This is a genomic window from Aurantiacibacter zhengii (assembly GCF_003584125.1).
Taxonomy (GTDB): domain Bacteria; phylum Pseudomonadota; class Alphaproteobacteria; order Sphingomonadales; family Sphingomonadaceae; genus Alteraurantiacibacter; species Alteraurantiacibacter zhengii.
Genome location: NZ_QXFL01000007.1, coordinates 113,101 through 124,585, shown reverse-complemented (window position 1 = coordinate 124,585; position 11,485 = coordinate 113,101). Strand labels below are relative to the sequence as shown.

Below are 11,485 nucleotides of genomic sequence, written 5' to 3'. Positions count from 1 at the left end.
CTTGGCCGCGTGCGATCCGGGTGTGCGGGGATCCGGCGTGTGCAAACGCGTTCATTCCGCGGCCTCCAGCATATGATGGCTTTCGGGAAAGGCTACTGCCTCGATCGCATCGTGCATCGGGAAGCCAAGGTGGACGTAATCCTCGATGTCGGCGAAGACGTCGGGGCTCGAGGAATAGAGCGTTGCCGAATACCGATCGAGGACGAGCCGCCCGATGCTCTCGGTGTCGGGCCCCCGGATGAACACGTCCGAGTAGTCCACGCCGTTGCGCTTCAAGGACCGCAAGAGCGCCTCGGTCATGTTGTCCATCTCGAAGCGATCCGAATTGCGAAAGTCGGAGATCGTCTCGCCCTTCTGCTGAAGGATGAGGAACCAGTCGGAGTTCTCGAGCGCGGCGCGCGACCCCTCCGACTTGTAGTAATCGTGGATCGATTGCGTCGCCGTGATGAGCGAACCGCCATATTTGCGGCAGGTGCGCGAATAAGTCTCGACGAAGTCTGCCATCGCCCCGCCCTTCAGCATCTGCCAGGCCTCATCGATGATAAGCGGCTTAGGGATCGAGCGGTCCATCCGGCGCATCACCTGCGAAGCGATGAACATCACGGATGTCAGCACCACGCCGCGCAACTCCTCGCGCGTCGCCAGATCGGAAAGCTCGAAGACGGTGAGGTCGGCTGACAGGTCCAGATTGGCATCGCCGAGGAAGAAGCGACCGAATGTCCCGGTCGAGGCGAACGGCAGCAGCGAGGTCGCAAGATCGTAGGCGAAGGGATGTTCGGGCTGCTTGAGCGCCTCGATGATGTGGTCCACCGTTCCATCGCGACCCTCTGCTTCCCAGACGGCGTTGACGGCCTGGTCGATGAGCCCGCGCTCGGTGTCGTTCAGTCGGGTCTCGTTCCGCGCCATCTGCGAAATGATCGACTTCAACATGGCGAGGCAGTCGACCAGATAGTCGTCGTCGCCCTGGGCCAGCTCTTGGTCGATCATCCGGAAGGGGTTGATCGAAATGCCCGAAGAGAGCTTGAATTCGGTAAAGGTGCCGCCGAGCGCCTTCGCCATGTGCTCGAAACTGCGACCGTCATCGATCACGATCGTCTTCGCGCCGACGCCGGCGAAGCTCGCCGTCAGATCCTGAAGGAGGACCGATTTCCCCGAGCCCGACTTGCCGGCGATTGCCACGTTGTGGTTGCCGGCACCGTTCTGGAACGGCGACCAGAATTGCGGTTGCCCCCGGCGCCCGATGAACAGCAGATGCGGAATGTTGCCGCCTACATATTCACCCTGGATCGGTGCGATGGCCGCGACGTTCGTGGAGCGCATGGTGCGCAGCCGCTTCATGCGCTTGTAATCGGAATCGAGCCCGTCCGCGAGCATGAGCGGGAAATGGGCCATGAAGGCGGGCAGCTGGATATGGGTCTCGTCGATCAGGTCCCACCCGCTCGCCTTGTAGAGCGCCTTGAGCGTTCGCTCGCAGGGCTCGCCACGTCCCTTGGGCGCGAGGATCGAAACCGCATAATAGCATGAGACCAGCTTTTCGCCCTGCTTCACACGGTCTTGGATGAACTGCCATTCGGCGGCCTCTGTGCGAAGCTTCGGGACGAGCTTGACGCCCTTTCCCTCCGCCAGCGAGCTCGTGCGCGCGAACTTGTATCCCGCCTTGCTTTCCGAAGACTCCTGCCCGGGGATGACCCCGCACACGGTCTGGAGGACCGGGCACGGCAAGTTCAGCTTGGGATTGAAGATATCGCCGATGATCTTCTGCGTGTCCCACGGAGCCCAGCGATCGGGGAAATTGCGTACCGCCATCGTCCGGATGTCGAAGCGCTCGGGAACGAAATCCTTCATCTCCGGCACGCCCTCGACAGAGGCACCCGTTGGGCGGAGCGACTGCGCATGAAGGATAAGACGATCTTTCTCGACATGGGTGACGAGATCGCGGCGGACGCATTGTTCGTTGATTGGGTCGAACCGGTTGTACCCCGGAACCTCGTCTCCAGCTCCGGTCGATGGAGCCAGGATCTCGTCGAAAAAGCGGATCAGATCGGTGGGCTCGAATTGCTTGATTGGAACGTCGATCGATTCCAGCGCCGAAATGGTTCCGTCGCGCATCGTCACCAGATCATCGGTCGTCAGCCCGGAGCCCTGACTGACGCCGACCGACATGACGACACGGTAATTGCGGACGAAGAAGGGGCCGTCGCTCGCGAGAGTCGACCACGCGCCGTTGCGGAGCTTGTCGAGACGATGTCGGGCAAGGGTCTGGAAGACGCCCGAGGCGCTGAAGCGCGGTAGCGCCCAGTCCTGCAGCTTCTCCGCGACGCGCGGAGAGGAATAATTGGTTACGCTGAATTTGGTCCCGGGCAGGAGGATATCCGAGAACAGCGAACTTATGATGTCGTTGACGCGATCATTGGCCCCGACCAGCGGCGCAAGCTCGAGGATGAAGCCTTTCGAGCGGACCTGGTGGAAGACCCGCTTGTCTTCGTCGTAGGAGCGATAGCCAAGGTAATGCGACAGCATCGGCACCTGCGGCGGGTTCGACTTCTGCTCGGGTTTCCGGCTGTCGCCGACCACCAAGTCCACGATGTTGCTGAATGCTCTCATCATCGCGCTTCACTCCACCACGCCGGGAAACGATGCGGCCTGCCGCCGCGGCTTCGCCTGCTGGCCTGCAAGGCGTTCGGATACCTGCGCCTCGATCGCCGCGATGGGATCGGTCCCTGTCGCGACGGCGACTTCCTGCGGCTTTGCCGTAGGATCAGCCGCGGGCGGGAGGATATCGGGGGTGATCGCGAGGAACGGCGGGGCACTCTCCGCAGCGGCAAGCAGCCCCTGGTTGCGCGTGGGATTGCGCCCGCGCATCGCCATCGCGTCCATCGCATCACCGCGACCGGGCAAGACGGCCTCGGTCCTGACGGTCCGCCGTGCGTGGATCATGCCCGTCGCATCGGTGTAGCCCGGAAAGACAACGGCAAGCTCATAGCTCGGGGCACTGGTCGCCGTCATGGGAGCGGACGCGAGAACGGTGCTGTGGACCGGAGCATCGATCCCGTCATCCATCTGGTAGGGACCGGCGGGATTGAGCAGATCGGTGGAGCTCGTTTCCTCGATCCGCGATATCGCGTTGTCGTCGATCACGGTGGAGGGGGCGCACACACCGTCGGGAGCATCGCACCGGAAACTGCCGCTCACATTGGTGCCCAGTGTGGTGCAGGCCGAGAGCGCGCCGCCAAGCGCGGCGATGGTGAGAATGGCTTTGCTGTTCACGATGCACTCCCTTGGATCCAGCTTTCGAGGAATTCGCGGGGGCGGTAGCCGTGAACGACGGCACCATCCTCGCGGACGATTACGGGGGTTCCATTGAAGCCATGCTGGCGCGCGAAAGCTTCGTTGGCATCGAGCCCCGACGTGTCGCATTCCGATCCGGCGGTGATCGACCCGCCATCATACGCCTGATTCACGGCCCGGCGCTTGTCGGGAGAGCAGATCACGGCTTCGGAAATCGGGCGTGTGCCGAGCACCGAGATTGGGCGCTCGACGACCTTCACGTTGAGCGTCTCGAGGGTCTCATGAAGCCGCTTGCAATAGCCACAGCGGAAGTCGCTGAAGACGGTGACCGTCTTTGTCCCCCGGCCCATCACGACCGCGCCGTTCTGCGGCAACGCAGCCAGCGCGCGAGGGTCGATCTGATCGTCGATCGAGCCGCCCGTGGCATCGCCTGCGGCGGGCGCTTGCATGTCGGCGCTGGCCGTTGCCGATTCTCCGCCGCCTCCCCCAATCAGCATGTCGGGGTTCATCTCGAGCAGCCGCGCCGCCGTCAGATCCTGCTTGGTCTCCATGTCGTAGACGCGGCCGATAATGAGATAGCGAGCGCCGTGATCGATGTAGAAGAGGTTCTGCCGAGCCTGCACCTCGCATACGCCCTCGATCTTCTCGCAGTCGATCGCGGTGATCTCGGTCTTGGGCAGGCGTTCGGCGAGAGCCTGTTGCACCGCAGCGTCCGAGGAACTCTGCGCGAGAGCCTGGGCTCCAAGGGCAAGAACGCCTCCCGCGCCAAGGATCCCGACTGCTTGAACAGTCCGGACGAGACCGGCTTTATGATCGCCGTGCATGAGCCGCTTGAGGGTCAAATTCTTCAGCATGATTGCCTCTCAGTTCCTGATGAAGGTGCCGTCGAGGAACACGACCTCGACACTTGCGCCGGTGGGCATCTCGACGACGGGCTGATATTGCTCCGCGCGCTCGATGAGATATTCGGAGAGGGTCGTGCCGGCCTGTTCGGCACCGCCGCCAAGAGCGCGCAGTCCGACCTCACTTGCATCCGGGTCTTCGCGACCCCCCGAGATGATGGGCGCGTTGAACGAGCCGTTGAGGGCGGTGCCGGCGCTGCTGACGAGACCAGCGAGGAAGGCCTGAGTCGTCAGAGACCCTTCGCGGCTGACCACCCGGCCGCGAACGCCGACCTTGCCGCCGAAGGCGATGAAGCCCTTCACCTCCGACACCGCGAAGCGGCCGCCAGGCTGCGCGCAGGTCATGCGCTGGAGCTTTACGTAGACCTTCTCCGAGGAAAGGTCGCCGTAAGCCGCGCCGTTCACCATGCAGCCCTGTACGCGAGTGGCGAGAAGGCGGCCCTCGCTGTAGACCGAGCGCGCTGGTCCGGTGATGCGGAGAAGCACCGGGAGCGGATCGCTCTGGCTGCGTGTGTTGGTGGTGGCGTCGACCCCCACGACCACCGTCGCCTTCGCGATCGAGTTGGGAGGCAAGTAGTTCGGAGAGTCTGTGTAGATGGCGGGCGACTTGGAAGCGTCGATCCGCGAACCCGTGCCACCATTCGCCGTGAAAGAAACCATCTGCACATCGTTGGCGCGCCGCGGCGGCTGCGGCGGCGCCGCGACAGGCGATGAGGAGGGGGCGACCCCCAAAGCCTGTGCAGCGGCGACCGGACCCGGAGCACTCGGGCGGGCGTTCCCGCGGCTCGCCTGCTGGCGTAGCTGCTCGTTCTCGCGCTCATATGCTTCCAGAACACGCTGGCCATCGCGAGCCATCGCGGCGTTCTCGTTGCGCAGACTCTCGACCTGCGACTGAAGCTCCATCATCTGGCCGGCCTGCGCCTCGACGCCCTTCAGCCGCTGCCCCTGGGAGTTGATCTCGCCCTCGTACATGGCGACCCATTCCTGGTCGACACGCTGGCGGTTCATGAGGGCGTCGGTCGAGACCGTGGTCTCGGTACCGTCGTCCATCGCCTGTTCGATGGTATCGTCGGTATCGAGGACGTACATCGAACCCGCGATCGCGATGACGCCCACCAGCCCGTACATCAGCATCTTCTGACGCTTCTGGGTCTGGTCGTTCTCCGCGATCGAACCCCTCTCGTCGAGCTCATCGTGCTCGTCATATCCGGCGGCATCCAGATCCTTGGGTTTGCGCTTCAGGAGATCCATCTCAGTTACCTTCCTGTGGGAACGACGACATAGACGGCAGTCGCCTGTCCACTCGCGAGGTCGCGGTTTGAAATGCTAACGGCGATCGCACCGTCGCCGGCGATGAGCTCTTCCTGCAGCGTCATGGGAGCGGCTCCGGTGTTCTCGATCCGAAGAACCTTGCCCGTCATGGTCGGGCTGCGATATTCGCTGACCAGCTGGACCTTGATGTCGCCGACGTTCACCGGCGCGCGAGCGGCGTCGCTGATCTCGAAGCCCGTCACGGGACGCTGTTCGAACATCGCCCGAACGAGGCCCACCGCACGATCGTCGAGCGAAGCAGCTTGCAGCGTTTCGGCCTGCGGCTGCGGATGCTCGATATCCGCGTTGGCCACGAAGACCTGCAACGCGCCGTCACCCGACACCTGACAGTCGAACTTGTAGACGTATCCCTTCTGCGTCGTGCCGAAGAAGGAAATGTTCGGCTTGGTGTAGCCTCCCGGCACCGACAGATAGATGTCGCCGCGCGTGGGTTCGTGGACAATCGAGAAGTCCTCGGCCTCGATACCGCTCTGGACGCGCGACACGGCGACGAACTGATCGTCCTTGAGCGCGATCCGGGTAAGGTCTGATTTCGACGCCTGACAACGTACCTCGCCGTTGTCGACGGCGAGAATGTGTTCCTGCGCGAGTGCGGGCGCAGCCGAGATGACGAACGCGCCTGCGATGAGCGCCGCGCCGCTCAAGCGCGTAAGGTAGCAGTCGAGACGCGAGGCCAACAGCCCGCCGGAGACGATCATGAGCGAGGAAATGACCGGGTTCATTCTTCCTCTCCTTCTTTCACGACGACGCCGAAGCCCTTCAGACGGAGCGAGACGCCGGTATATTTCCAGTGGAACTCGAAGACCTTGTGTTCGCGGCGGACGTCGCGCGAACCGACGATCGTATGGAGCACGCCGCCGACCTGGCTCGTGAGTTCGTCGGGGTCGGTCCTGATCCAGTCGATGGTGACGAACTGCGTGACCTGAGAGCCTTCCTGCTCGGCCATGATCTCCATCAGCTTGGCTTTAAGCGCGCCGCGCGACTCCGGCGCGGCGATGGCGACGATCCCGTCGAGCCAGTACTGGAGGGTTTCAGGCGAGCGATTGAGCGCAAGCTGCGCGGTGTCGCGTGTTACCGCCTCGAGATACTCGGGCGTGACCGACGAGGAGCTAAGCGTCATTTCGCTCGGGAGGATCGGCTGCAGGACGACCTCCCGATCGCGCGTCGAGGCGGCCGTGAACATCACAACCACAAGGATGCCGAGAACGATGCAGATGAGCGCGAGGAGATTGCGCTGTTTCAGCGTCCGTTGCGACGCCTCGTGAGCAAGAGAAAGTTCCATTTCAGCCCGCCATCACACGAAGATGAGAAGGCGGAGCGACCTTCAGACCAAAGAACCCACCCGGCAGATGCCAATAGGCAAAATGCACAACCCAATACATCGAACGCCCGGCTTTTATTTTGCGATAGAAAAACCATGCAGCGACACTGAAGAGAAGTCCGATAACGATGTGCTGCGCAAGAATTCCCCATCCGAATGGAATCAACATTATGAGGAATTCATCAAGCGTCCAGAACCCGATCAACTCGGGATCGTCGAGGTGTCTTGGGATTGAATACTGGTCCAAAGGTCGTCACCGCCAATTTGGGGGGCGGCTGCGTCTCGCGAGGCAATCAGCAGGCCGCATCCCGTGGTGAGAGTCCGATCGAAAAATCAGACCGTGCCGGTAATCGTCGAGGTGACGATCGGCACGCCCGTGCCGGCACCGACCCCCACACCAACCGGGATCGCGACCTGGCCAAGCGAAAAGCGACCGGAGGCAAGCGCCACGATGCCGCCGGCAAGCGACAGCACGGTGATGATCTTACCGCCCGAGCCTTCGAGGAAGTTGGTGAACTGCGTCAGCGCGGTATCGAACGTGGAGTCGGTACCGGCCATCGCGGCATCGATTCCGAATACGCTCATCCCGGCCGCTGCAGCCAAAGCGACGGCAAGGTTCGCGCCGCCCTTCTTGAGGTCGAGTGCTTTCATTGTCTTTCCCTTCTGGTTTGACGAATGGCGCAATGCGCCAAGACCAGAAGGGGAGATCGGGAACCATTTCTCAACTATTGCGTGGGTATCTTTAGCTTTACCCGACTTCGAATCACCGTTTGCATGGCCGCTCGGCATCGAAATTCGTCCCTACCGGGTGCAAAAACGAAGCCACTTGGCTACGCCAGTGTGCCTACCTGGCAAGAAATCGGGCCCACGATGGACCGAATACAGAGCCAGCTGGCCTGTATGCAGAGCCACCTCCCCCATCTAAACACAAAATCTGATTCTCTGACCTTTCGAGCCGCTGACAGGGCGCGCCCGCACAAAGATTTGAGGGGGCGAGGAGCTTCTATGTCAGACGACAGCGAGGTTGTGCATGAGTTGCTGATGGGCGAGCAGCCCTTCGCGATAATCGCGGACGCGATCCGAATCCTCACGGTTGAAAGGTTGAAGTTTCAGCGCCTGAAAGACGTGATTATTGAGGTCATCAACTCCCGCCCGAAACCTACCAAGGAACAGCTCAAGCTTTTCGCGGGACAGCTCCCGCTGGACGGCCGAGTGCGGATCTATCTTCGCCTTTCGCGCCCACTCAATGCCAGATTGGACGAGATAAAGACTGATTTGAGTGAGCGTCTCGGCGGCCATTGCGGTGTCCGGGAGGCGGTTGTTTTTTGCGCGCTCGTAATTTCTCAACGATAAAGTTTGACTTGCCAAACATCGCTACCCTCTTCCAAGGTATGCGTATGCATAGGGCGGGGCATCGGAGGAACTATGTCCGAGGGGTCACAGCGAGCTGAGATTAAAAGTTGCACTCAGCTTCAGGAGGAATATTCGGTCCTCATCAGAGATCAGATGCAGAAGCGCGGCGTGAGCGTGCGGAAGCTGGTCAACGAAGGGGTCATCCGGCGTAGCCATCGCAACCGCTTCTTCGAACGCATTGCCGAAGGATCGCTCCCGATCGCTGAGTTCCATGCCGTGTCTGCACGACTCGAAATCGATCCGATCCGCGCTGCGATCACAGTTCAGTGTTTCTCGGACCCAGCTTCCTATGAAGATCCGTGCTGCGAGACCTCGGCTCTCGTTGCGATCGCTATGGCCACCCATCTGCCAAGCGAGCTCGCTGCCTGCGAAGGCACCTTCGAGACCATTCGCGACGAACTCTGCAACGGAATTGCAAAAAACACGTCTTCCGCAATCGCAAAATACCACCGCAAGCTCGAAGACCGACGCAACGGTGGAGACTTCGATTTCGCCTACGGTTGAGCGTTGCTCGGACTACCTGGGTGGTCTCTGCTGGCCATCCGGCGCCCCACATGTCGCAACATAGCGCTCTCATTGCCGAACAGGGATCTGGCGCAGAATGAAATACGGAAAGCAGCGGAGGTCTAAATGAAAGCCCTCGTCGTCAATCAAGCGAAAAGCGGCGATGTCAATTTCAAGCATACGCGGTTCGGACGGAACGAGGCGATGTTCGGTGAGCTGGATCGGACAGCTTCGGGCTCGGTCACCATATGCAAGAGGCACGCTGGTAGCCAGGAATCATGAAGCAAGAAGCTCTCATCGCCTGGACGTCGCTCTACATTGCCGTCGGTATCATGGCGCTGATGTGCGCTGTCCTCGCTGTTCTGGTAACCGCACACGATTGGCGCGCCGGAAGGTGGCGTCCCGCCCTCGCCACCCGTCTCGACAAGACGCTGCTTCTGCCAAAGATCTGGCTTCGCTGGCAGATCAACTATCTCAAAGGCGCACCGGTCATCGTCGCGGTAGCTTTGTATTACGCCTGGAGCGTGGGGTTCTCAGTTTTCTGGGATCTTTGACGGCCGAGCGAAGGAAACCAGCTTTGTCCTCCTGAACGGGTTGGCAGCGAGTAACGGCGGAGACCGCACTTCGGGAGCCGCGCCGCCATCGAGCGTCGACATGATCGTTCGCACATAATTGCGGGTCTCCCGGAAAGGCGGGATCCCGTCGTACTGCTCAATGCGGCCCGGACCGGCGTTATAAGCCGCCAGCGCAAGTTCCCACGAACCAAACCGATCGAGCTGCTCGCGCAGATAGCGCGCGCCGCCAGTTAGATTCTCGCGCACGTCCCACGGGTTGCGGACATTCAGATAGCGCGCGGTCCCCGGCATGAGTTGCGTGAGTCCCATCGCGCCTGCATGACTTCGCGCGTGGGGACGATAGCGGCTCTCTTGCGCAACCAATGCGTCGAAAAGCGTTACGGGAACTCCGGCTTCGCAGGCTGCTGTAAGAATATTATGGAAGTAGAGGCGCCGGCGCGTTTGGGCATCCGCGCTGATGCCCTGACGAGGAAAGTACCCTGTCGTGAGGCAATCCGGATCAGGAAAGTATGCTCTGCGGCGATAGACGCTATAGTCGAATTTCGGGCGCCCTCCCCTCATCCAATCCGGCACGAAGGTCGCTGTCGGAACAAGGTCGAGTGACGGCTCGGCCCCGGGCTCCATAGTCGCGTTGAGGTTCGCGAAGTCGGCCTCGAGTGCCGAAGCTCGTGATGGCAGAGCCTGGGAATCGTTGAAAGGCGAAGCCGCCGATGGAACACCCGGTATGAGCATTACAAACGCGGACGAGCGTTCTGGCGAGAATGTTTGCAATTGCGCTTGCTGCGCGGATGCCGGGACAGACAGGAAGAGGATTGCAACCAGTAGATTTTTCATAACCATACCTTTCGGCATGGTTTTTCTATCGCTTCGCTCTTCTAGATGCGCCCAGACTGATAGGCAATGCTCCGCAATCGATCCGCTCTCATATCACGGGTGAAGCCGCGTATCGAGCGCGAAGCGTTCCTGCTCGACCAGTTCATAGGCACCGGCTGCTTTCACGGGATCGAACATCAAGTTCCAGCTTTTTGACGACACGGCGCTCGGTATCAGCAAGAATGCATGGTTCTCGAGTAGTGCGTTGCCGAACGTCTGCTGTCCTGCACTCGGTATCCCAGGTGACAGCCAGTTGGGATTGGGTACGTCGCCCGGTTGCACGATCTTTACCGTCGAGGGATCCTTAACGCGCAACGCAGTCAATACGTGTGGAACGGTATCAAGCACGCGGAAGGTCTTATGGACCGCAACCTCAAGAATAGCGGTAGACGGATCTATCGCGCAGTAAACCACTCTCTTGCCTGGAGCATTCCACCGGCCTCCGACGCGATAAGCGCCTTCGCCACTATTCCATGTCGCTCTGAAATCGTCGTGGTCGAGACGCCAAGCGTGGATGTCCTCAGACCCCAGCCCTCCCGGCAGCGGCGTCACGCGTATACGCCATATTTCAGTCGTTCAAGGTGGGTTTCGACTAGCTCCGTGCCTGCCGGCGTGCTGAGAAGATCGATCGGCAGACGCTGATTCAGCCCCAAGGCTGGGCGGTTGAAGAATGCCTCCGCGTCCTCTTGATTTCCGAACACCTCGATTGCTTCCTCGAGCAGCTCAGCGAATTTCCACGCCCGTCCGCTTTGTTCAAGGCTCAATCGCTTTGGCGAATCCTCCCTTTTTCGGCGCTGCAGGGTACGAAGACTGATACCCATCGCCTTCTCGAAAGCGCCGGGCTGCTGCAACAAGGCAACGTTCTCGGACAAAAAGATCAGTGCTCCGCCGGGGAAACCCTTTTCGATCACCTCGTGCGCGTCGAGACGATTGCGGAGCGGCCGCTTGAAGGTTGATTTGCCCCCAAGCCGGCGGCCCGCTCGGGTAACGATCGCATCATCCTCTCGTTCAATCACTGTCGCCATATGTCACCTGTCGTTTGTAGAGCGACATATGGCATCGAGAGCGATCTTGTCAATTCACTGTGAGCCCCAAGAGACTGATGCGTGCAGGCGATTTGGCAGGGTTTCAGTCTCGATCAGTGCCTCACACGGCCGGGTGCAGAATAGCTGGCGTCAGGCTTTTCGTTTCATAAAGCTGACTTCCACCGCTGCGTACGGTGTGCTTAAAGTCCGCTCCTTCACCCTACTCGCTGAGAGCACACCGACCGTAAGCCA

Annotated in this window: 14 protein-coding genes; 2 read left to right on the top strand and 12 right to left on the bottom strand. The window is 60.8% G+C overall.

The window, feature by feature from the left end:
* Positions 1-51: 51 nt before the first annotated feature.
* The 9 genes from traC to D2V07_RS18420 form a co-directional block, all read right to left on the bottom strand.
* On the bottom strand, positions 52-2,607 hold the full coding sequence (gene traC / locus D2V07_RS14840) for a type IV secretion system protein TraC (protein WP_407641604.1): 2,556 nt from the start codon (positions 2,605-2,607) through the stop codon (positions 52-54).
* Between the two features lie 6 nt (positions 2,608-2,613).
* Positions 2,614-3,267: a hypothetical protein gene (locus D2V07_RS14835; RefSeq protein ID WP_063612618.1), complete on the bottom strand. Its 654-nt coding sequence runs from the start codon at positions 3,265-3,267 to the stop codon at positions 2,614-2,616.
* On the bottom strand, positions 3,264-4,142 hold the full coding sequence (locus D2V07_RS14830) for a DsbC family protein (RefSeq protein WP_233548442.1): 879 nt from the start codon (positions 4,140-4,142) through the stop codon (positions 3,264-3,266). The genes D2V07_RS14835 and D2V07_RS14830 overlap by 4 nt, the downstream gene beginning before the upstream one ends.
* A 9-nt stretch (positions 4,143-4,151) precedes the next feature.
* Positions 4,152-5,441: a TrbI/VirB10 family protein gene (locus D2V07_RS14825; protein WP_082863935.1), complete on the bottom strand. Its 1,290-nt coding sequence runs from the start codon at positions 5,439-5,441 to the stop codon at positions 4,152-4,154.
* Between the two features lie 5 nt (positions 5,442-5,446).
* Positions 5,447-6,244 (bottom strand): type-F conjugative transfer system secretin TraK, encoded by a 798-nt coding sequence (locus D2V07_RS14820; RefSeq protein ID WP_063612617.1) that lies wholly within the window; start codon positions 6,242-6,244, stop codon positions 5,447-5,449.
* On the bottom strand, positions 6,241-6,804 hold the full coding sequence (locus D2V07_RS14815; protein WP_119587720.1) for a type IV conjugative transfer system protein TraE: 564 nt from the start codon (positions 6,802-6,804) through the stop codon (positions 6,241-6,243). Before D2V07_RS14815 ends, D2V07_RS14820 begins: the two co-directional genes overlap by 4 nt.
* Position 6,805: 1 nt before the next feature.
* Positions 6,806-7,090, bottom strand: coding sequence for a type IV conjugative transfer system protein TraL (traL, locus tag D2V07_RS14810; RefSeq protein ID WP_063612615.1), 285 nt, complete (start codon positions 7,088-7,090; stop codon positions 6,806-6,808).
* 86 nt (positions 7,091-7,176) lie between these two features.
* The gene (locus D2V07_RS14805) at positions 7,177-7,494 is read right to left on the bottom strand and encodes a hypothetical protein (protein WP_063612614.1); all 318 of its coding nucleotides are present in this window, start codon (positions 7,492-7,494) and stop codon (positions 7,177-7,179) included.
* Positions 7,495-7,851: 357 nt separating this feature from the next.
* Positions 7,852-8,142 (bottom strand): hypothetical protein, encoded by a 291-nt coding sequence (locus D2V07_RS18420; RefSeq protein WP_147367019.1) that lies wholly within the window; start codon positions 8,140-8,142, stop codon positions 7,852-7,854.
* A gap of 207 nt (positions 8,143-8,349) precedes the next feature.
* Between D2V07_RS18420 and D2V07_RS14795 the strand changes: the two genes are divergently transcribed.
* Both D2V07_RS14795 and D2V07_RS14790 read left to right on the top strand, forming a co-directional pair.
* Positions 8,350-8,760 (top strand): hypothetical protein, encoded by a 411-nt coding sequence (locus D2V07_RS14795; RefSeq protein ID WP_063612612.1) that lies wholly within the window; start codon positions 8,350-8,352, stop codon positions 8,758-8,760.
* A 278-nt stretch (positions 8,761-9,038) separates the two neighbouring features.
* Entirely contained in the window at positions 9,039-9,314 is a 276-nt protein-coding gene (locus D2V07_RS14790; RefSeq protein WP_063612611.1) for a hypothetical protein, read from the top strand.
* On the opposite strand, the gene D2V07_RS14785 is transcribed toward D2V07_RS14790, so the two are convergent.
* The 3 genes from D2V07_RS14785 to parS all read right to left on the bottom strand — a co-directional run bounded on the left by D2V07_RS14785 (position 9,294) and on the right by parS (position 11,233).
* On the bottom strand, positions 9,294-10,169 hold the full coding sequence (locus D2V07_RS14785; RefSeq protein WP_158586853.1) for a lytic transglycosylase domain-containing protein: 876 nt from the start codon (positions 10,167-10,169) through the stop codon (positions 9,294-9,296). The two genes, D2V07_RS14790 and D2V07_RS14785, sit on opposite strands and share 21 nt — an antisense overlap.
* Positions 10,170-10,262: 93 nt before the next feature.
* Positions 10,263-10,760 carry an RES family NAD+ phosphorylase gene (locus tag D2V07_RS14780; protein WP_119587717.1) on the bottom strand — a complete coding sequence of 166 codons (498 nt, stop codon included), beginning with the start codon at positions 10,758-10,760 and terminating at the stop codon, positions 10,263-10,265.
* Complete coding sequence (gene parS, locus D2V07_RS14775; protein ID WP_063612609.1) at positions 10,757-11,233, bottom strand: type II RES/Xre toxin-antitoxin system antitoxin; 477 nt, start codon at positions 11,231-11,233, stop codon at positions 10,757-10,759. The genes D2V07_RS14780 and parS overlap by 4 nt, the downstream gene beginning before the upstream one ends.
* Positions 11,234-11,485: the final 252 nt, after the last annotated feature.

Excerpts from the sequence above, each read along its gene's own strand:
- D2V07_RS14795 (WP_063612612.1), top strand. The coding sequence starts at position 8,350 with ATGCAGAAGCGCGGCGTGAGCGTGCGGAAGCTGGTCAACGAAGGGGTC.
- D2V07_RS14815 (WP_119587720.1), bottom strand. The coding sequence starts at position 6,804 with ATGGAACTTTCTCTTGCTCACGAGGCGTCGCAACGGACGCTGAAACAG.
- D2V07_RS14805 (WP_063612614.1), bottom strand. The coding sequence starts at position 7,494 with ATGAAAGCACTCGACCTCAAGAAGGGCGGCGCGAACCTTGCCGTCGCT.
- D2V07_RS18420 (WP_147367019.1), bottom strand. The coding sequence starts at position 8,142 with ATGGCCGCCGAGACGCTCACTCAAATCAGTCTTTATCTCGTCCAATCT.
- D2V07_RS14820 (WP_063612617.1), bottom strand. The coding sequence starts at position 6,244 with ATGAACCCGGTCATTTCCTCGCTCATGATCGTCTCCGGCGGGCTGTTG.
- D2V07_RS14825 (WP_082863935.1), bottom strand. The coding sequence starts at position 5,441 with ATGGATCTCCTGAAGCGCAAACCCAAGGATCTGGATGCCGCCGGATAT.
- D2V07_RS14785 (WP_158586853.1), bottom strand. The coding sequence starts at position 10,169 with ATGAAAAATCTACTGGTTGCAATCCTCTTCCTGTCTGTCCCGGCATCC.
- D2V07_RS14790 (WP_063612611.1), top strand. The coding sequence starts at position 9,039 with ATGAAGCAAGAAGCTCTCATCGCCTGGACGTCGCTCTACATTGCCGTC.
- D2V07_RS14830 (WP_233548442.1), bottom strand. The coding sequence starts at position 4,142 with ATGCTGAAGAATTTGACCCTCAAGCGGCTCATGCACGGCGATCATAAA.
- traC (WP_407641604.1), bottom strand. The coding sequence starts at position 2,607 with ATGATGAGAGCATTCAGCAACATCGTGGACTTGGTGGTCGGCGACAGC.
- parS (WP_063612609.1), bottom strand. The coding sequence starts at position 11,233 with ATGGCGACAGTGATTGAACGAGAGGATGATGCGATCGTTACCCGAGCG.